Annotated in this window: 20 protein-coding genes; 8 read left to right on the forward strand and 12 right to left on the reverse strand. The window is 34.1% G+C overall.

Going from position 1 to position 17,879, the window contains the following annotated elements; translation table 11 throughout:
* Positions 1 to 23: 23 nt before the first annotated feature.
* The 4 genes from NJT12_RS09040 to NJT12_RS09055 all read right to left on the reverse strand — a co-directional run bounded on the left by NJT12_RS09040 (position 24) and on the right by NJT12_RS09055 (position 3,505).
* A complete protein-coding gene (locus tag NJT12_RS09040; RefSeq protein WP_271335566.1) occupies positions 24 to 245 on the reverse strand; it encodes a DUF6095 family protein in 222 nt (73 codons plus the stop codon).
* A 207-nt stretch (positions 246 to 452) separates the two neighbouring features.
* Positions 453 to 1,265 carry an N-acetylmuramic acid 6-phosphate etherase gene (gene murQ / locus NJT12_RS09045; protein WP_271335567.1) on the reverse strand — a complete coding sequence of 271 codons (813 nt, stop codon included), beginning with the start codon at positions 1,263 to 1,265 and terminating at the stop codon, positions 453 to 455.
* Between the two features lie 722 nt (positions 1,266 to 1,987).
* Positions 1,988 to 2,656 carry a ZIP family metal transporter gene (locus NJT12_RS09050; RefSeq protein WP_271335568.1) on the reverse strand — a complete coding sequence of 223 codons (669 nt, stop codon included), beginning with the start codon at positions 2,654 to 2,656 and terminating at the stop codon, positions 1,988 to 1,990.
* Between the two features lie 84 nt (positions 2,657 to 2,740).
* Entirely contained in the window at positions 2,741 to 3,505 is a 765-nt protein-coding gene (locus NJT12_RS09055) for a class I SAM-dependent methyltransferase (RefSeq protein WP_271335569.1), read from the reverse strand.
* A gap of 132 nt (positions 3,506 to 3,637) precedes the next feature.
* Here NJT12_RS09055 and NJT12_RS09060 point away from each other — a divergent pair, with 132 nt between their 5' ends.
* The 3 genes from NJT12_RS09060 to NJT12_RS09070 all read left to right on the forward strand — a co-directional run bounded on the left by NJT12_RS09060 (position 3,638) and on the right by NJT12_RS09070 (position 5,878).
* Positions 3,638 to 4,801 (forward strand): THUMP domain-containing class I SAM-dependent RNA methyltransferase, encoded by a 1,164-nt coding sequence (locus NJT12_RS09060; protein WP_271335570.1) that lies wholly within the window; start codon positions 3,638 to 3,640, stop codon positions 4,799 to 4,801.
* 138 nt (positions 4,802 to 4,939) lie between these two features.
* Positions 4,940 to 5,176 (forward strand): hypothetical protein, encoded by a 237-nt coding sequence (locus NJT12_RS09065; RefSeq protein ID WP_271335571.1) that lies wholly within the window; start codon positions 4,940 to 4,942, stop codon positions 5,174 to 5,176.
* Positions 5,177 to 5,185: 9 nt separating this feature from the next.
* Positions 5,186 to 5,878, forward strand: a complete 693-nt coding sequence (locus NJT12_RS09070; RefSeq protein WP_271335572.1) for an aspartate/glutamate racemase family protein — start codon at positions 5,186 to 5,188, stop codon at positions 5,876 to 5,878.
* A 72-nt stretch (positions 5,879 to 5,950) separates the two neighbouring features.
* On the opposite strand, the gene NJT12_RS09075 is transcribed toward NJT12_RS09070, so the two are convergent.
* Genes NJT12_RS09075 through rlmD form a run of 3 tightly spaced genes read right to left on the reverse strand, consistent with a single transcriptional unit; the run spans position 5,951 to position 8,721 of the window.
* A complete protein-coding gene (locus NJT12_RS09075; protein WP_271335573.1) occupies positions 5,951 to 6,769 on the reverse strand; it encodes a DUF6048 family protein in 819 nt (272 codons plus the stop codon).
* Positions 6,741 to 7,298 (reverse strand): DUF6452 family protein, encoded by a 558-nt coding sequence (locus NJT12_RS09080; protein ID WP_271335574.1) that lies wholly within the window; start codon positions 7,296 to 7,298, stop codon positions 6,741 to 6,743. Before NJT12_RS09080 ends, NJT12_RS09075 begins: the two co-directional genes overlap by 29 nt.
* Positions 7,299 to 7,308: 10 nt before the next feature.
* Positions 7,309 to 8,721: a 23S rRNA (uracil(1939)-C(5))-methyltransferase RlmD gene (gene rlmD, locus NJT12_RS09085; protein ID WP_271335663.1), complete on the reverse strand. Its 1,413-nt coding sequence runs from the start codon at positions 8,719 to 8,721 to the stop codon at positions 7,309 to 7,311.
* A 195-nt stretch (positions 8,722 to 8,916) separates the two neighbouring features.
* Here rlmD and NJT12_RS09090 point away from each other — a divergent pair, with 195 nt between their 5' ends.
* Positions 8,917 to 9,930, forward strand: a complete 1,014-nt coding sequence (locus NJT12_RS09090) for a sensor histidine kinase (RefSeq protein ID WP_271335575.1) — start codon at positions 8,917 to 8,919, stop codon at positions 9,928 to 9,930.
* A gap of 130 nt (positions 9,931 to 10,060) precedes the next feature.
* Here the strand turns inward: NJT12_RS09090 and NJT12_RS09095 are convergent, their stop codons facing one another.
* The 3 genes from NJT12_RS09095 to epsC all read right to left on the reverse strand — a co-directional run bounded on the left by NJT12_RS09095 (position 10,061) and on the right by epsC (position 12,832).
* A complete protein-coding gene (locus NJT12_RS09095) occupies positions 10,061 to 11,047 on the reverse strand; it encodes an aldo/keto reductase (protein ID WP_271335576.1) in 987 nt (328 codons plus the stop codon).
* 109 nt (positions 11,048 to 11,156) lie between these two features.
* Positions 11,157 to 12,044, reverse strand: coding sequence for a cysteine synthase CysM (gene cysM / locus NJT12_RS09100; protein WP_271335577.1), 888 nt, complete (start codon positions 12,042 to 12,044; stop codon positions 11,157 to 11,159).
* On the reverse strand, positions 12,041 to 12,832 hold the full coding sequence (epsC, locus tag NJT12_RS09105; RefSeq protein ID WP_271335578.1) for a serine O-acetyltransferase EpsC: 792 nt from the start codon (positions 12,830 to 12,832) through the stop codon (positions 12,041 to 12,043). The genes cysM and epsC overlap by 4 nt, the downstream gene beginning before the upstream one ends.
* A gap of 194 nt (positions 12,833 to 13,026) precedes the next feature.
* On the opposite strand from epsC, the gene NJT12_RS09110 reads away from it, so the two are divergent.
* The 3 genes from NJT12_RS09110 to NJT12_RS09120 all read left to right on the forward strand — a co-directional run bounded on the left by NJT12_RS09110 (position 13,027) and on the right by NJT12_RS09120 (position 14,862).
* Positions 13,027 to 13,728 carry a DUF1003 domain-containing protein gene (locus NJT12_RS09110; protein WP_271335579.1) on the forward strand — a complete coding sequence of 234 codons (702 nt, stop codon included), beginning with the start codon at positions 13,027 to 13,029 and terminating at the stop codon, positions 13,726 to 13,728.
* A 407-nt stretch (positions 13,729 to 14,135) separates the two neighbouring features.
* Complete coding sequence (locus NJT12_RS09115) at positions 14,136 to 14,321, forward strand: hypothetical protein (RefSeq protein WP_271335580.1); 186 nt, start codon at positions 14,136 to 14,138, stop codon at positions 14,319 to 14,321.
* Positions 14,311 to 14,862 (forward strand): Smr/MutS family protein, encoded by a 552-nt coding sequence (locus tag NJT12_RS09120; RefSeq protein ID WP_271335581.1) that lies wholly within the window; start codon positions 14,311 to 14,313, stop codon positions 14,860 to 14,862. Before NJT12_RS09115 ends, NJT12_RS09120 begins: the two co-directional genes overlap by 11 nt.
* A 151-nt stretch (positions 14,863 to 15,013) precedes the next feature.
* On the opposite strand, the gene NJT12_RS09125 is transcribed toward NJT12_RS09120, so the two are convergent.
* Positions 15,014 to 16,009, reverse strand: coding sequence for a hypothetical protein (locus NJT12_RS09125; RefSeq protein ID WP_271335582.1), 996 nt, complete (start codon positions 16,007 to 16,009; stop codon positions 15,014 to 15,016).
* Between the two features lie 87 nt (positions 16,010 to 16,096).
* Here NJT12_RS09125 and NJT12_RS09130 point away from each other — a divergent pair, with 87 nt between their 5' ends.
* Positions 16,097 to 17,221: a cysteine desulfurase family protein gene (locus NJT12_RS09130; protein WP_271335583.1), complete on the forward strand. Its 1,125-nt coding sequence runs from the start codon at positions 16,097 to 16,099 to the stop codon at positions 17,219 to 17,221.
* A 61-nt stretch (positions 17,222 to 17,282) separates the two neighbouring features.
* Here the strand turns inward: NJT12_RS09130 and NJT12_RS09135 are convergent, their stop codons facing one another.
* Positions 17,283 to 17,843, reverse strand: coding sequence for an L-threonylcarbamoyladenylate synthase (locus NJT12_RS09135; protein ID WP_271335584.1), 561 nt, complete (start codon positions 17,841 to 17,843; stop codon positions 17,283 to 17,285).
* Positions 17,844 to 17,879: the final 36 nt, after the last annotated feature.

Below are 17,879 nucleotides of genomic sequence, written 5' to 3' on the forward strand. Positions count from 1 at the left end.
GATGCTAAACCCGGGCGTGTAATTTAGTCGTTAAACAAACCTTTCATAATAATTTTCAATCCGTAAAAAATTAAAAACATTGCACTCAGACAAGCTACAATTCCAATTCCTAAAACTAAATAATGCCAATTGGTATGCTGATTCATAAAAGCATTGTAAATCAATGAAGGACCAATAAATAAAAGTGGTAATGAACCTGACATATATTTAATTCCTTTTCCTAATAATTCTTTATTTGTTGACATAATTTCTTGTTTGATTTGCAAAGTTTCCGGTTTCAGGTTTCTTTTAGTTTCAGGTTTATCGCAACCTTGTCATTTCGACGCAAGGCGAAATCACACAAGAAACTCCCAATATATATCTTCAATCTTTGTCGATTTGCGAGTGTAATTTCGCCTTGCATCGAAATGAATATTGTGTTGTAAAAAGATATTGCTTATTCACAAAAGCTTTTACTTTTTATAATTATCAACAGCATTTCGTACGCTGCCGTATTTTTTTAATAATTCTGAACCTTCTTCATACGAAACAGGAATTTCGCCCATAATCATTTTCACGCCGCGATCTACCAATTTAATATTACTTAATTGCATATCGACCATTTTGTTGCCTTTTACTTTTCCCAACTGAATCATTGCAGCTGTAGAAATCATATTCAGAACTAGCTTTTGAGCTGTTCCGGCTTTCATTCTGGAACTTCCGGTAATAAATTCAGGTCCTACAACTACTTCTACAGGAAATTGAGCTGTTAATGCTAGCGGGCTTCCCTCATTATTAGTAATACAGCCGGTAAGAATATTATTTTGATTACAGGTTGTTAAGCCGCCAATAACATAAGGAGTTGTTCCGGAAGCAGCGATACCAATCACGACATCATTCGCACCTATATTATTGTTTTGCAAATCGATCCAGGCTTGGGTGGCATTGTCTTCGGCATTTTCTACGGCACGACGAATAGCAGAATCTCCACCGGCAATAATTCCGTTTACTAAATCAAAAGGAACGCCAAAAGTGGGAGGACATTCTGAGGCGTCTACAACACCTAAACGTCCGGATGTTCCGGCTCCAATATAAAACAATCTCCCGCCCAATTTTAGTTTAGCGACCACTTGCGCAACCAGTGCCTCTATTTGTGGTATTGCTTTTTCAACTGCATTAGGAACGGTTTTATCTTCCTGATTGATGTTGGTAAGCAATTCATGCAGAGACATTATTTCTAAATGTTCGTATTTTGAAGATTGTTCTGTAGTTTTGGTAAATGCCATTTTTTCGTGTTAATTAAGCCGGCTCAAAATTAATCTTTTTTATTGCAATCCCGAAATTTAGAACGTAAAGTAGCGAAGATTAAAAAAACTTTTTTCTTTTAATTCTTACACGGCGATTGCTTTACTGAATCTTCGGGTGAATGATGTTTTTTAGTCAATTAGAAAATTTAAATTAAAACATAAATAAAGGTATGTGTATTCTAACAAGTTTTTAAAACCTGTTAGGTGTTTTTTTATGCAAAGTTTTTGCGTGAGGGATAGGGGTCAATGTCATTAATTTAAATTTTTTTGATCATAATTTTTCTCTCAATCCCGAAACTTCGGGACGGCGCTACAAATAAAGCATGCCTCTGGAATTTTAGAAAGAGTTCAGGAGGAACAAAATATATTGTAGGGATGGATTTTAATCCATTATTCGCAAAGTTTAAACGCAATCTTGTCATCCCAAGGAACGAGGGATCACACTAGTATTTCCGTTCAGATATTCGCCAATCTTTGTCGAGTTTCTTGTGTGATCTTTCCTTCGTCGAGATGACAAGATTGCGGATTCTGATAGAGGTATTGATAAAGAAATAGTTAATCCGTATTCAAAAATCTCTTAACTTAATGACATTGGGATAGGAGATCCGTCACGGAGGAAAGGATAGTCCGACTGGATTTGCGAAAGGTGCATGTAAGTGGTTTGTTAAATAACGCCTTTTGTGAATTTGGTCACGCCCGGATTATAACATAAATGCCAGTAAAATTCCCAGAACAATCATAGAAACTTTGGCAATATTGAACTTATGTCCTTCGCTGCTTTCGAAAATAATTGTGGATGAAATATGAAATAAAATCCCAATTACGATCGCAGTGATTTCAGTATAATATTCATTTAAAAAAGGCAAATATTCGGATGCAACCGTACCAAGCGGCGTCATAAGTGCAAAAGTAAGCATGAAAACAAAAATGGCTTTCTTGTCAAGATTTGCATTGATAAAAAAGGTTGTTAAAATCACTGCAATTGGCAAATGGTGAATTGCTATACCAAGTGCTAAATCGTGATGATGACTTACGGGGAAACCTTCTAAAAAAGCATGAATGCACAAGCTTATAAAAAGCAACCACGGAATCTGACTCATTTGTGCATGTCCGTGTACGTGACCATGCTCAGCTCCTTTAGAGAAAAACTCTAAGATGATCTGGAATAAAATTCCAACCATAATAAAGATACCAATATTATGATTGTGTGTTTCGTAAACTTCCGGAAGCAAATGCATTACGGTTAACGACAATAAAAATGAACCGCTAAAAGCAAGCAATAATTTTAGATTGGTCTTATTTTTTGGTTTTAAAAACAAAGCCAGAATATAACCTAAAAGTACAGAAAATAAGGGTAAAAGATAATTCATTTTTTATTGTTTAATCGTTGATTTGTTTAATCTGTTAATTGTTTATTCGACTAAACGGTTTAAACAATTAACGATTCACCAATTTTACTTAAAAATCATGATTAATCGTTCGCTTTCGGTTTTATGAAACTTTTTGAGTTTATAATCTCCAAAAATATCCAATAGAAAAATTCCGGCTTCTTCCATTAAATCTTCAAAATCTTTTAGGGTTAAAGCTTTTACTTTTTCGGTAAAATGATATTGACGCCCTTGGTCTTCAAAATCTATTTCCTTAAAAATATGTCCGTCCTGAACATATCTTTTGATTTTAAAATCGATATCGTCAACGGTTTTTACTTCTTCCGGAACTAAAGTTTCAATTACATTGGCCACATTCATAAAATCGATTACGGCAAAACCATATTCAGATAAACTTTCTTTAATGGCTTTTAGCGTTGTTAGATTGTCATCATCGTTTTCGAAATAACCAAAGCTCGTAAACAAATTAAAAATGGCATCAAATTTTTCATCAAAAGGTTCACGCATATCGTGCACTTTAAAATGCAGGGTTTCGTTGCTGTTTTTGCTGGCTTCGGCAATGCTGTTTTCAGACAAATCAGCACCAAGAACATTAAAGCCTAATTGATTCAAATAAATAGAATGGCGCCCTTTTCCGCACGCTAAATCCAGCACTTTTGCTTTTTCAGGCAAGTTTAGATAATGTGTAAGGTTATCCATAAAAATCTGTGCCTCGCGGTAATTTCTATCTTTATAAAGTATGTGGTAATAAGGAGTGTCAAACCATGATGTAAACCAATTTTCGGTATTACGCTCCTGATTTGGTGTTGATGAGTTTGGTGCTTCAGACATTTATTCTATTTCAATTAATTCAAAGTCCCGCAAATTTAGTGTATTTTTGCCGAAAAATAACTATTTCGCGACGATACCTGAATAATCAGATTTGTGTCTGCGATCGGAGTTTTTTTTAATACAAAAATAAAGATGGAAGAAAATTTTAGAATGATTGCCAAATGTTTTTTTGGTTTTGAAGAAATATTAGAGAAAGAATTAAAAGACCTTGGTGCTCAGGACGTCGAAAAAGGGGTGAGAATGGTAAGCTTTAAAGGTGATAAAGGTTTTATGTATAAAGCTAATTTATCGTTGCGTACTGCGCTTAAGGTTTTAAAACCTATTTACTCGTTCAGGGCTAATAATGAACAAGCATTATATAAAGGGATTTCTGGTGTAAACTGGTCAAAACTTTTAAATGCAAACCAGACTTTTGTGATTGATGCAACGGTGCATTCGACTTATTTTAATCATTCTGAGTTTGTTTCTCAAAAATGTAAAGATGCAATTGTAGATCAGTTTAGAGAAAGAACGGGACAGCGCCCAAGTATTGATAAAGCTTTTCCTGATTTACGAATCAACGTTCATATCGATAAAGACCAGGTTTCGGTTGCTTTAGATACTTCCGGAAATTCATTGCACCAGCGTGGATACAGAACGGCTACGAATATTGCGCCTATCAACGAAGTTTTGGCAGCAGGAATTTTGTTGTTATCAGGCTGGGAAGGACAAAGCCACTTTTTGGACCCAATGTGTGGTTCAGGAACTTTCCTTGCAGAAGCGGCGATGATTGCTTGTAATATTCCGGCAAATATAAATCGTAAAGAATTTGCTTTTGAAAAATGGAAAGACTGGGATAATGATTTGTTCGAACAGATTATAAACAGTTTGATGAAGAAAACAAAAGAGTTTCATTATACTATAAAAGGTTTTGATAAAGCGCCAAGTGCTGTAAACAAAGCCAAAGATAATATCAGGAATGCTAATCTTGAAGATTACGTTTCGATTGAAGAAAATAACTTTTTTGATACTGAAAAATCAGTAGAAGGAAAATTGCATATGGTTTTTAATCCGCCTTATGATGAGCGTCTGGATATTCATATGGAAGAGTTTTACAAAAATATTGGTGATACTTTAAAGAAAAGCTATCCGGGAACAAATGCCTGGTTTATTACAGCAAATCTTGAAGCATTGAAATTTGTAGGTTTAAAACCTTCTCGTAAAATCAAACTTTTCAACGCAAGCCTTGAAGCGCGTTTGGTAAAATACGAAATGTACGAAGGAAGTAAGAGAACGAAATTTCAAGTTTCTGAATAAAGCTTCTAAGATGCTAAGTTTCTAAGTTAATAAGAAGTTTGGCTGAGAATAAAATATAATTTTAGGTTAAAGAAACTAAGTTATAAAGAGAAAATCTTAGAAACTTAGTACCTCAGGACCTTAGCAACTTAAAAAGAAATGACAAAATTACAAGTAAGAGCTTTTTTATACCAATTGGGGTGTTTCGCAATTTTATTTATTGCAGGAAGGTATGTAGTAGCGATGTATACAGGATTAACAGGACTTTGGATTCCGATGACTGCTTTTATTATAGCAACTTTGATTTCGCCTAAATTTCAGGCAGTAAAAACTAAGGATGGCGAAAAGCTTTTTATGAAATGGATTTTCATGAAGGGTATCAGAGAAATAGGATAGATCAGTTTTATGAAGATAATTGGGCTTATAGGCGGGATTAGTTGGGTTTCTACCGGTGATTACTACAAACTAATAAATCAGGGTATAAATGATAAATTGAGAGGGTTAAACTTCTCGGAGTGTTTGATTTACTCTTTTAATTATGCTGATATAAAAAGGAATAACGAAAACAACGATTGGGATTCTACTTTTAATATGCTTTTAAAAGGATGTCAATTCTTAAAGCAGGGCGGGGCAGAAGCAATTGTATTGTGTGCAAATACGATGCATTTTATCGCTGACAGACTTGAAGCGGCAATAGATTTACCTATTATTCATATTGCAACAGTAACATCGATCGAAATTCAGAAACAAGAATTGAAAAAGGTTGGTTTGTTGGGGACTAAGTTTACAATGGAACTCGATTTTTTTAAAGATAAACTTATCGATAAAGGAATAGAAGTTTTGATTCCGAATAATGATGACGATAGGGATTTTCTTCATACTACAATTTTTGAAGAACTAGGAAGGGGAATTGTAACCGCAGCAACTAAAAAACGTTATTTGGAAATTGCCAATCAATTAATAAAAGAAGGAGCGGAAGGAATTATTTTAGGGTGTACCGAAATTCCTTTAGTGATACAAGCAGAAGATCTTTTGGTACCCATTTTTGATACTGCTTTGATACATTCAAATGCAGCTGTTGAGTTTCAGCTCTCTTAAGATTAGAACGTAAATAGAAAAGCCATGAATTTAAATTAATAAGTTCATGGCTTTTTTTATTTTTAAAAGAGACTATTTTTTAGGAGCTTCTTTGGTATTGGTCAATACTGGGATAATTGTTTTTTTCTTATAAAGCGGAATAAAATAGGAAACGGTATAATTGAATCCTACTCCAAAATTACCATCATAAGTCCTGTTAAAGCCCGGAATGTATAGGTTGTCAAAACCAGATGGTTTTGAGTTGGCTACTAACATTTTTAACTGAACGCCAAACCCAACAAATACATTATTAAAAACCTTTGCTTTTAGTCCCATGGCAACTTCGATCCATCCGGCTGTAAGGCCAGTATATTTTTGACCATCAACAATTGGGGGTTGTTCTCCCCAATACGGATTTGCGTTGTAGATTTTGTAGCTGTTTAACTGTTGGCTAAAAGTACTAAAACCACCACGCATACCTATTGTAATTAAGTTTTCCATGTCCATCCAGTTTTCATATAAATTATAGTCAAAACCTCCTTTAATATAAGTTCCTGTAGCTGTTGAATTTAATCTGGTATCATCTGTAGTTTTGTCTTCAAAACCAAGTTCGGCAGCGATATAGTATTTTTTCGTTAAACGAAAATCACCCACAACTTCAATTCCTTTATAATCTTTATCATAAAGACCACGGGTTAACTTGTATAAATCAACTCCTACACGAAGGCCATAGCGATCTGTTTTGATGCTGTCTTTTTTTACTTCCTGGATTTCAGGTTTTGCGGCTCCGGTTTTAGGTTTTTCCTGAGTGGTACCTTTTGTTATTGTTTTAGTCGATGTTTCCTGGGCTTGTGCCAAAAACATTGAAAACAATAAGCAAAAACTAAAATAATACTTTAATATGTGTTTCATTTTCAGAATCGACTTTAGGTTGTAATACGATAACTCTTTGCATCCAGAGTCCATCATTGTTTGGATCCGTTTGCTCGAAAGGGCTTGATACTGGATCGGCAAGCGATAGTGGGTCTAACTGAAAAATCGTTTTAAAACCACAAGCTCTGGATACATATACGTTTTCACGTGTATAGTTGAATTTTATTACATCTGTATTTATTGCAGCGGGATTAGGATTTCCTGAATCCAGAATAAAACTATAGGTAACTGAATTTTCATTTGTTTTTAACGGTATAGAAATAGTATTAGCACTGGTTCGATACTTTGTGATGGAGTCGCCACTTTTGTTGAAAATAATTCCATTAGACTGATCTTTACCAATTACTTTTAAGTTGGTAACATTTTTAGCTAAGCTAGGAGTCTTGACTTCATAAAAGGAAATCACTAATCGGGGAGTAGTGGGCGTATTTGCATCACAAATATCATCTTTCTCACAGCTGGATAAACCAAAGGTAAAGACTAAGAAAAGACAGATTATTTTTTTCATTTAAATTTTATTAGCGAAGTTCTAAAAGTACAACATTTTCGACATGATGCGTTTGTGGAAACATATCAACAGGTCTTACACGTGTTACCTTATATTTTTCGTCCATTAAAGCCAAATCACGTGCTTGTGTAGCTGAATTACAACTTACATAAACTACTTTTTTAGGTGCGATTTTTAGAATTTGATCGATAACTGCCGCATGCATACCATCTCTTGGAGGATCTGTAATAATAACATCCGGTTTTCCGTGTTCTGCAATGAAGCTTTCGTTAAAAACGACTTTCATATCACCTACAAAAAACTCACAATTCGTTATATTATTGCGTTCTGCATTTGCTTTAGCGTCTAAAATAGCTTCAGGTACACTTTCTACACCAATTACTTTTTTTGCTTTTTTAGAAACAAACTGTGCAATTGTTCCAGTTCCTGTATATAAGTCATAAACAGTTTCGTCTCCGGTAAGTCCTGCAAAATCACGTGTTATTTTGTATAATTCGTAAGCTTGGTCAGAGTTGGTTTGGTAAAAAGATTTAGCGTTGATGCTAAATTTTAAACCTTCCATTTCTTCAAGGATATAATCCCTGCCTTTGTACAGCTTAATATTTTGATCGTAGATAGTATCGTTTTGTTTTGAGTTTACGACATATTGTAGTGAAGTAATTTGAGGGAACTTCTCGTAAAGATGATCTAAAAGAAGCTCACGATTTTTCTTGTCATTTTCGTAAAACTGAATCAAAACCATGATTTCGCCAGTCGAAGCTGTACGAATCATAAAAGTTCTTAATAAGCCAGATTGTTCTCTTGGATTAAAAAAAGCTAAATTATGTTCGTTAGCAAAATCCCTGATTTCGTTTCTGATTGCATTAGATGGATCTTCCTGTAAGTAACATTTTTGAATGTCAAGGATTTTGTCCCACATCTTAGGGATATGAAAACCTAACGCATTTCTGTTTCCTAAATCTTCAGTGCTTTCAATTTCTTTTTCAGTTAACCAACGACTGTTAGAAAACGAAAATTCCATTTTATTTCTGTAGAAAAACTGTTTTTCTGAACCCAAAATAGTTTCGAATTCAGGAAGTTCAACTTTTCCTATACGCTGTAAATGATTTTTTACCTCGTTTTGTTTGTAATACAGCTGTTGGCTGTATTTCATATTTTGCCATTTACATCCACCACAAACTCCAAAATGATCGCAAATAGGTTCAATGCGATGCTCTGATAATTCATGAAATTTTACGGCTTTACCTTCATAGTAGGCTTTCCTTTTTTTGAAAGTTTGTACGTCAACTACATCACCCGGAACCACGTTCGGTATAAAGATTACTTTTCCGTCAGGAGCCTTTGCTACTGATACTCCTTTTGCCCCGGCATCAAGAACTTGAATTTGATGAAAGACAACTTTGTCTGTATTTTTTCTTCCCATAGCGCAAAAATAAGTGTTTGTAAACTTTTTCAAATTTAAATTTCAAAATATTTTATCAAATTGTTTAATTTATTATTTTAATTGACTTTAAAAGTTAACTTTGTTTTTAACAATTTGCCCAAATCCTCCTTTTTTTAACCTAGATTATTGTTGTTTTTTATGAAGTTGTATCATAATCTTTCACAAATTGGCTTTTTGAAAAAAAGTTATGCGTTCAAGTTTTTATTTGTTGCCTTTGTTGGTATACATATCCCTTTGATCGGAATTTTATTTTTTGTGCTTTATTACAATCACAGTGTTTCGCCTACTTCAATATTGGTTTTCTCATTAATAATGACTTTGCTGGCTACCGTACTAACGCTAATAGTGCTCAATCAATTGATTAAGCCAATATCAATTGCATCGAAAGCATTAGACGATTATAGAAATAATAGAAAATTATCTGTTTTGCCAACTGAATATAGTGATGAAGCCGGTTTGTTAATGGCTAATATTCAGGAATCTATTTATGAAGCTGAAAGTTTTATAAACGAAAAGCAGGATTTGATTTACATGCTTTCGCACGATTTAAAAAATTTTGCAGGAAATCCGCAAGGTTTGGCTAATTTAATTATAACCGAAAATCCTTCTGAATCGATACGCCAATTGGCAGAGTTAATTCGTGAATCGACTAATTTGCAATTTCGATATATCGAAAATTTTATCAAATTACTGCAAGAGCAGGATCGTGTTGTAAAAGGAAATCTGGAACTAAGAACGATTTTATTTCCCGGTATTTTACCTTTTATTAACGAACAGGTAGAACAGCGTTTGGTAGATAAAAATATAAAATTGAGTTTAGATTTAGGACTTACTGAAGCTAAACTTAGAATTGATGAAGGTTTGTTGATTCAGGTTATAGTCAATTTAATAAGTAATGCTATTAAATTCTCTTATTTTGATAGCGAAATTAAGGTTAGAATTTATAATGATAATTCAAAATTTGTCATAACGGTAACTGATACAGGAATTGGCTTTGATAAAAGTCAGATTGATGAATTGTTCAAGAAGTTTACAAAAATGAGCCGATTAGGAACCGCAAATGAATCCTCGACAGGAATTGGATTGTATTTGTGTAAAAAAATCATCGAAAAAAATAAAGGAACTCTTAATGCAACCAGCGAAGGTAGAAATAAAGGTGCCGAATTTAGAATTGAGTTTGAAGCTTGATGAATTGTAAATTATAATTTAAGACTTGTGAAATAGAAATTTCAAATCTTTTAGTTTGTTATAAAAAAAAGTGCTGAGATTCAAAAAAAACTTAGAACCTCAGCACCTTAGAATCTTAGTACCTTTTAAGTTACCATAACTGATGTACAGAAGGTTTTATATACTCTTCATAAATTTTATTCATTGCCGAAATTTTCTCAGGAGTTAATTCAGGAAAGTCATAAACAGATAAGTTAGACAGAACATGATTAGCTGTTGAAGCCCCCGGAATGATGCAGCTGATATCTTTAAAACTCAAAATCCATTGTAGTGCGATAGGCGCCAGGTTAGTTGTTTCGGGAAATAAAGCCTTTAGTTTTTCAACCGCTTTTAATCCCAATTCGTAATCGATGCCTGAAAAAGTTTCGCCTTTATCAAAAGCATCTCCGTTACGATTAAAATTACGGTGATCTTGTGTGTCAAAAGTTGTCTTTGCATCAAATTTACCAGTCAAAAGACCGCTTGCTAAAGGTACTCTCGCAATAATCCCGATATCTTTCTTTCTGGCCTCAGAGAAAAATAATTCAGAAGGACGTTGGCGAAACAGATTAAAAATAATCTGAACCGTAGTTACATTCGAAAATTCAATTGCTTTTAGCGCTTCTTCGACTTTTTCGACACTAACACCCAGATTCAGGATTTTCCCCTGATCTTTTAATCGATCAAAAAGTTCAAAAATTTCAGGTCGGTAAAAAACTTCAGTAGGAGGACAGTGCAGCTGAATTAAATCTATAGTTTCTAATCCCATTCTTTTCAAACTGTCTTCAACGAATTTCTGAAGTACTTTTGGCTGATAGCCTTCACTCACATGAGGATTTATATGTCGGCCGCATTTTGTAGCAACATAAATACGTTCCGATCTTGAACGCACTACACGTCCAACAGCAGTTTCGCTCAATCCGTTTTCATAAACATCGGCAGTGTCAATAAAATTCACACCGTTGTCAATTGCAGTATTTATCAGTTCATCTGCAGTTTTATCATTAAATCCTGATCCCCATTTTCCTCCAACTTGCCAGGTTCCAAGTGAGATTTCAGAGATATTAAAATTCGTTTTTCCTAGTTTTCTATAGTTCATTTTTTTGAGGTGCTAAGTTGATAAGGTTCTGAGTTACTAAGTTTTTTTAAGATATTCTCTAAACAAATCTTAGCAACTTAGTAACTCAGAACCTTAGTGTCTTTATTCTTTAATCAAATAAATCCGATGATAAATAACGATCGCCACGATCACAAATAATTGCTACGATAACTCCGGATTCTAATTGTTCTGCAATTTTTAAGGCAACAGCAACAGAACCTCCGCTGCTCATTCCTGCAAAAACACCTTCTTCGAGAGCTAATCGTTTTGTCATAACACGCGCTTCCTCTTCGCTTATATCTACAACCGTGTCTACTTTTGAAGCATCAAATATTTTAGGTAAATATTCTTGTGGCCATTTACGGATTCCCGGAATCTGAGAACCGTCGCTTGGTTGCGCACCTATAATCTGAATTGCAGGATTTTTTTCTTTCAAATAAGTCGAAGTTCCAATGATAGTTCCCGTTGTGCCCATAGCCGAAACAAAGTGAGTTACAGTTCCGTCAGTATCGTTCCAGATTTCAGGACCGGTGGTTTTGTAATGCGCTTTCCAGTTATCATCATTTGCAAATTGATTTAGCATGATATAACCGCCTTCTGCTACCTTTTTGTCGGCATAGTCACGTGAACCAATAATTCCTTCGCTAGCGGGTGTTAAAATCACTGTAGCGCCATAAGCTCGCATAGTTTGAGTTCTTTCTTTTGTAGAATCTTCCGGTAATACCAATTCGATCTCAATTTGAAACAATTGTGCGATCATTGCAAGAGCAATTCCCGTATTGCCACTTGTGGCTTCAATAAGTTTATCGCCTTTTTTAATATCACCTCTTTCAAGAGCAGCAGCGATCATGTTATATGCCGCTCTGTCTTTTACGCTTCCACCCGGATTATTTCCTTCCAGCTTCAGTAAAAGTTTTACATTTTTATTCTTAACCAAATTGACAGTTTCCATCAAAGGAGTATTTCCAATTAGGTTTAGCAATTTCTGTGCGTTCATTTTTTTTCTTTTATTTTAACTTCAGTTGTAGTAGTGTTGGTTACGATAGAATCTTCAGGAATCGATTTGGTTACCCAGGCATTTCCTCCCACAATACTATTTTTGCCAATAATAGTTTCACCTCCCAGAATAGTAGCGTTCGCATAAATGCAAACATTCGCTTCGACGGTTGGATGTCTTTTTGCATTTTTCATTTCCTTGCTTACACTCAAAGCGCCCAAAGTAACGCCCTGATATATTTTTACGTGTTTTTTGATCACAGTCGTTTCACCAATAACAATTCCGGTGGCGTGGTCAATAAAAAACGGAGAATCAATATTTGCACCCGCATGGATATCCGTTCCCGTAATTCTGTGCGCATATTCGCTCATTAATCTCGAAAACAATAATAAGTCCAGATGATACAATTCATGACTTAAGCGATAAATCGCAATCGCATAAAAGCCGGGATAGCCCAAATAAACTTCATCGATACTATTTGATGCCGGATCGTTTTCTAAAATATATTCAGCATCCTGATTTAGTTTTTCTAAAACTCCCGGTAGCTTTTCTAAAAACCGGTCCCAGATCGATTCGCATAAGTTTTCAGGTTTTTTGCAAGCCAGTACAGCAATTTCTTTAAATCGTATTTCGAGCTCGTCAATACTTGGAGCCAATGCTGCATTCGAATCAAAAAGGGTATAAAAAAGCTTTTCGGTAAAATCTTCAGTTTTGGTTTTGATACCGTAATTTATATTAGAATGGCTTTTTAGAGCTTTTATATTCTGTATGATAGTGTCTTTTGTCACAATTGAATAATTGAGTGGATTTTTTAAAACGTTAAAAGTAATGCGTTTTTTGTAAATAAAGGCACGAATTATATAAAGAAATTTTGTTTTGAGAATTGTATTTGTGATAAATAAAAGAAATATAAAGGAACATTTTTTATATGATTCTAAAGAAGTTAAATGCGTAAATTAGCCCGTAAAATTTATAAAAAAAAATGAAAAACAATTCGACCTTTAAGAGTGCTATATCTAATCTTTCTTTTCCTGAAAAGGAGAAAATTTGGGGCAAATCTATTCATGACCCAATTCTGGGACTTATTGTTAAAGACCATCCTTCTTTTAGCGAGGATGATTGTATTGCAGTAAAAGAGCTAAATCTATACCGTCAAAAATACATTTCGAATTATTTGTCTACCGAAATCGGAACGCTTTCTGATCTTGAAAAAAGTGTTATCGATTCTCTGAAAGAGGATAAATCAATAGTGAGTATTGTCGAAGATGAGCAGGAACTAAGAAGCTTTGGTCAAAAGATAGCCGATAAAGTTGCTGACTTTGGCGGAAGCTGGACTTTCATTATTTCCTTTTTACTTTTTATCGTAGTCTGGATTGGTGCCAATGTTTACATTTTGGTCAATAAAGGTTTTGATCCGTATCCGTTTATTTTGCTTAATTTAATTTTATCCTGTATTGCTGCTTTGCAAGCTCCGGTAATTATGATGAGTCAAAATCGTCAGGAAGAAAAAGATAGAAATCGTGCCAAGAAAGATTATATGATCAACCTGAAATCTGAATTAGAGATCAGAATGATTCACGATAAAATTGATCACTTGATCATGCATCAGCAACAAGAATTAATCGAAATTCAGAAAGTACAAATCGAGATGATGAATGATATTCTGAACCAGATTAAAAAATAATTTCAGAAGGTTTTCAACTCAGAAAAATCAGATTTCGAAGTGTTGTAAAAAACTCCTTCCGATATAAAAAAGAAGGTTTAAGAGGTGAAAAAAGAAAAGTACATTTATGATGTTTTCGTGATGCTTGAAAAAAAAACAGAGTCATGAAAATGAAAATATAAACGATGAAATTGATACTGGAATTTGATCCGAAAGACTGTTTTAAAAAGTAAGAATAAATCAGGTTGGTAGTAGGTTTCTAATGTTCGATTTCGGGTCGTGTTTTTAAATTCGAAGAAGGTTGTTTTTTGTGATTAATTCGGTATTGTCATTTTGTGCAATTTTAAAAAAAAAGAGAGGATAAGATTTTAGGAGTGATGAACTTCTATTTTAAAGTTTCTTACTTTTGAATTCTTATACATGAAAATATGAAAGCTTTTAAAATTTTAATAATGATCCTTGCAATTTCGGTTGCGTTATATCAGCAGGTATCAGCAGAAAAAAATATCTATATTATGGTAATTGCGATTGCAGTTTTCATGTATGGAATGATGCAGTTGAGTGCAAAAACACCGAGTAAAAATCAAGATAAAGAGGAACAAGATGCTGACTAAAGGAGATAAAGTTTCAGTCTTAGACGAAGCAATAAACGGAACAGTAGTTTCGGTGAAAAACAATGAGGTTTTGATCGAAACTGAAGATGGATTCATGATGACATTTTTTGTCAACGAGTTAATTAAAAATCAGGAAACCAGTAATTTAATGAATTCTATTAGAAGAATTGATTTAGATGAAATTTCGAGAGAGAAAACAGAGCCAAAACCAAGGAGTTTTGTTAAGGAAAAGAAAGATAAGCGTGAAATTTCGGCTCCGGAATTTGATTTGCATATCGAAAAATTGGTTCCAAATAAACGCGGAATGTCGAATTATGATATCCTGACTTTACAGACTGAAACGGCAAAAAGACATATTGAATTTGCGATTCGAAATCGCATTCCCAAGATTGTTTTTATTCATGGTGTTGGTGAAGGAATTCTAAAATCCGAGCTTGATTTTTTATTGGGTCGTTACGACGGAATTGATTTTCAGGATGCCAATTATCAGAAATATGGCTTAGGTGCAACCGAAGTTTATTTTAGACAAAACAATAAGTAAGTTATTTTTTAGCGTTAAATCTGTTTGTTTTAGTGCATAAAAAAAACGTCCGTTTTCTTTCTAATTCTGTAATAAGATTAGTTTGAAAATGGACGTTTTTTTTTGTAAGAATAAAAAAAGGTTTTTCTAATATAAAAAGCTTTATTTTTTACTAAGGCAGTATAATAGTTACGGTACCTAAAACGAAATTATCTCCTAGTTTAAAAGTAGTATTTCCTTTTTGTAATGTTGCTTTTTTAAGCACTATTGTATGTTTATATACCTTAAGAGAATGAGTGGTAGTTACCTGTATTATACCACTTACATCAGCAAGTCCGTCCTTACCAAACCATGTGTCTAATACAGCAGGTGATGCAGGTGTTTGGCTGTTACAAAAGTAAGTACTTGCATCTACAGGCAATACCCCGGCATAGGTTCTGTAATATAATTTATTAAAAGAGTTTAAGTTGATTGCACTTTCTCTTGGTTCTCCTGTTGGGGTATCTACATTCACAATTATATTGTCACTTAAGTTTTCCAGAACAAGAGAAGATGTCGTGTTTTCGATATAAACTTTCTTTTGATCGGGACAATATTGAGCGGTTTGAGCACTAAAATCTACGACTACCGGAGTAACTGTTGTTACGAAATTTCCAAAATCAAATACGTCATTCACCTGGTCTATTCCGGATGGTTTAGCAAAAGTGATATTGTTAAAAACAATATTATGGGTGTAACCTGTAATTTTACTACTTCCTGTAGCATCATCTATTACTTCGTTTTGTGTCGTACTAATTACAATTTTTCCTGCTTTGGCTTGCCATTCTTCCGTTACACTTGGTGATGTTGGTGGTATTGTACCACAAATGTTGGCTGTCTCAACTTTACCGTTATAAGCTCTGTAAACGACACGGTATAAATTGTTGTCAATATTATAGATTACTGGAGCTCCAGGTAATGTTACGTCGTTTATAATCATATTGTCCGGTAACTGTATCAATAAAGATTCCTGACTCTTAAGCCTGTATACTAAGCTGTTCGTTAATGTATTGCAGGTTTGAGATGAAATAGTAGGGTCATCAAAATCAATAGTGTCAACTGTTAAATCACCGTCATCGCAACCGTTTAATAAGAGTGCGAATACTAGAAGGCATGCATATTTTTTCATCGTAATTTTATTTGACGTCAAAAATAGTGAAAAATTTGGCAAATGATATTTAAGAATAGACAATTGATATTTCATAACTTTGCAATAATGAAAAAAGTATACCTCGATAACGCCTCTACAACTGCTATGCGTCCTGAAGTTATTCAGGAAATGACAAAAGTTATGACAGAAGATTTTGGTAATCCTTCTTCTACACATAGTTTTGGAAGAAACGGAAAGACTATTTTGGAGCTTTCCAGAAAGAGTATAGCCAAATATCTAAATTGTTCTGCACAAGAAATTATTTTTACTTCAGGAGGAACTGAGGCTGATAACTGGATACTTCGTTCTGCAGTTGAAGATCTTAAAATAGAACGTATCATTACCACTAAAGTAGAGCATCATGCTGTTTTGCATACTGTTTTGGTTCTGGAATCTGAATATAATGTTCAGGTTGATTACGTAAATATAAATCCCGACGGAAGTATCGATTTAACCCATTTGTCTAATTTACTGGCTCAGGAAAAAAAGACAATTGTGAGTCTGATGCATGTAAATAACGAAACAGGAGCCATTTTAGACCTGAACAGGGTTGGTGTAATCTGTAAGCAATATGGTGTTTTATTTCATTCAGATACCGTTCAGTCTGTGGGTAAAACTGAAATTGATTTGCAGAAAACCCCGGTCGATTTTATTATTGCGAGCGCACATAAATTTCATGGGCCAAAAGGAGCTGGATTCGCTTTTATTAGAAAAAATTCTGGATTACAACCCTTAATTTTTGGTGGAGAACAGGAAAAAGGACTTCGCGCAGGAACTGAAGCAGTGCATCAGATTGCAGGAATGGCAAAAGCTTTATCTCTTTCGTATGAGAATTTAGATCATGAAAGAATATATATAACAGAGTTGAAAATGTATCTTATTGATCAGCTTGAAATTCATTTCCCGGGATTTAGAATCAATGGTAAAAGAGATGATTTTTATAATATTATCAATATTATTTTACCTTTTTCTGCTGATAAAACTTCGATGCTTTTGTTTAGTTTAGATATGAAAGGAATCGCTGTTTCAAGAGGAAGTGCGTGTCAGTCCGGAAGTATAAAGCCTTCGCATGTTTTAAAAGAAATGCTTTCAGAAACAGATTTAAAATTACCAAACCTGAGAATTTCGTTCAGTCATTATAATACAAAAGAAGATATAGATTGGCTAATTGAAAGCCTGAAAAGCGTTTAACTAGGTTCAAAGCTTCAAGTTTCAGGTTATTTAACCAGAAACTTGAAACCTGAAAAAAAAACTATTTTCTAATCACCTTAACCTGTGCGTCCTTTGTTAATTTTATGATTGTTGAAGGCTTTCCTGCAACTTTATCATGATATAGATTAACCACATAATCAACGCCTTTAATGATTTCAGGACTAATATCCTTGAAAGCAATAGGAGTAGGCTGTCCCGAAATATTAGCCGAAGTTGAAACCAAAGGTTTTTTCATTCTCTCTAATAATTTAAAGCAAAAAGGCTCTTTTACTAAACGAATTCCAAGTGAATTGTCTGCTGCAATAATATTTGGAGCAACATTTCTTGGTTCATCCAGAATCAAAGTTGTAGGTTTTTCAGATAGATCTAAAATCTGCCAGGCTACTTCAGGGATGTTTTTAAACACGTTATACATCATTTTCTCGCCGTTCATCAGTACAATCATGCTTTGTGTTTCTGCACGTTGCTTGAGTTTGTAGATCTTGGCAACAGCTTCAGGATTTGTAGCATCGCAACCAATTCCCCAAACGGTATCAGTAGGATAAAGTATAATTCCGCCCTCTTTGATGACTTCGTATGCTTTTAAAATTTCTTCGTTCATTCTATAATTATATACTTGTTTTGTACGCTTGCTTAA

The organism is Flavobacterium azizsancarii (assembly GCF_027980145.1).
Lineage (GTDB): Bacteria > Bacteroidota > Bacteroidia > Flavobacteriales > Flavobacteriaceae > Flavobacterium > Flavobacterium azizsancarii.

What these genes read in the sequence shown, in the direction of transcription:
- NJT12_RS09075 (WP_271335573.1), bottom strand. Translation starts at nt 6,769, where the DNA reads ATGAAACACATATTAAAGTATTATTTTAGTTTTTGCTTATTGTTTTCA.
- NJT12_RS09120 (WP_271335581.1), top strand. Translation starts at nt 14,311, where the DNA reads ATGCTGACTAAAGGAGATAAAGTTTCAGTCTTAGACGAAGCAATAAAC.
- NJT12_RS09135 (WP_271335584.1), bottom strand. Translation starts at nt 17,843, where the DNA reads ATGAACGAAGAAATTTTAAAAGCATACGAAGTCATCAAAGAGGGCGGA.
- NJT12_RS09125 (WP_271335582.1), bottom strand. Translation starts at nt 16,009, where the DNA reads ATGAAAAAATATGCATGCCTTCTAGTATTCGCACTCTTATTAAACGGT.
- NJT12_RS09070 (WP_271335572.1), top strand. Translation starts at nt 5,186, where the DNA reads ATGAAGATAATTGGGCTTATAGGCGGGATTAGTTGGGTTTCTACCGGT.
- murQ (WP_271335567.1), bottom strand. Translation starts at nt 1,265, where the DNA reads ATGGCATTTACCAAAACTACAGAACAATCTTCAAAATACGAACATTTA.
- NJT12_RS09095 (WP_271335576.1), bottom strand. Translation starts at nt 11,047, where the DNA reads ATGAACTATAGAAAACTAGGAAAAACGAATTTTAATATCTCTGAAATC.
- NJT12_RS09040 (WP_271335566.1), bottom strand. Translation starts at nt 245, where the DNA reads ATGTCAACAAATAAAGAATTATTAGGAAAAGGAATTAAATATATGTCA.
- NJT12_RS09080 (WP_271335574.1), bottom strand. Translation starts at nt 7,298, where the DNA reads ATGAAAAAAATAATCTGTCTTTTCTTAGTCTTTACCTTTGGTTTATCC.
- cysM (WP_271335577.1), bottom strand. Translation starts at nt 12,044, where the DNA reads ATGAACGCACAGAAATTGCTAAACCTAATTGGAAATACTCCTTTGATG.
- NJT12_RS09055 (WP_271335569.1), bottom strand. Translation starts at nt 3,505, where the DNA reads ATGTCTGAAGCACCAAACTCATCAACACCAAATCAGGAGCGTAATACC.
- NJT12_RS09110 (WP_271335579.1), top strand. Translation starts at nt 13,027, where the DNA reads ATGAAAAACAATTCGACCTTTAAGAGTGCTATATCTAATCTTTCTTTT.
- NJT12_RS09050 (WP_271335568.1), bottom strand. Translation starts at nt 2,656, where the DNA reads ATGAATTATCTTTTACCCTTATTTTCTGTACTTTTAGGTTATATTCTG.
- rlmD (WP_271335663.1), bottom strand. Translation starts at nt 8,721, where the DNA reads ATGGGAAGAAAAAATACAGACAAAGTTGTCTTTCATCAAATTCAAGTT.
- NJT12_RS09115 (WP_271335580.1), top strand. Translation starts at nt 14,136, where the DNA reads ATGAAAGCTTTTAAAATTTTAATAATGATCCTTGCAATTTCGGTTGCG.
- NJT12_RS09060 (WP_271335570.1), top strand. Translation starts at nt 3,638, where the DNA reads ATGGAAGAAAATTTTAGAATGATTGCCAAATGTTTTTTTGGTTTTGAA.
- NJT12_RS09130 (WP_271335583.1), top strand. Translation starts at nt 16,097, where the DNA reads ATGAAAAAAGTATACCTCGATAACGCCTCTACAACTGCTATGCGTCCT.
- NJT12_RS09065 (WP_271335571.1), top strand. Translation starts at nt 4,940, where the DNA reads ATGACAAAATTACAAGTAAGAGCTTTTTTATACCAATTGGGGTGTTTC.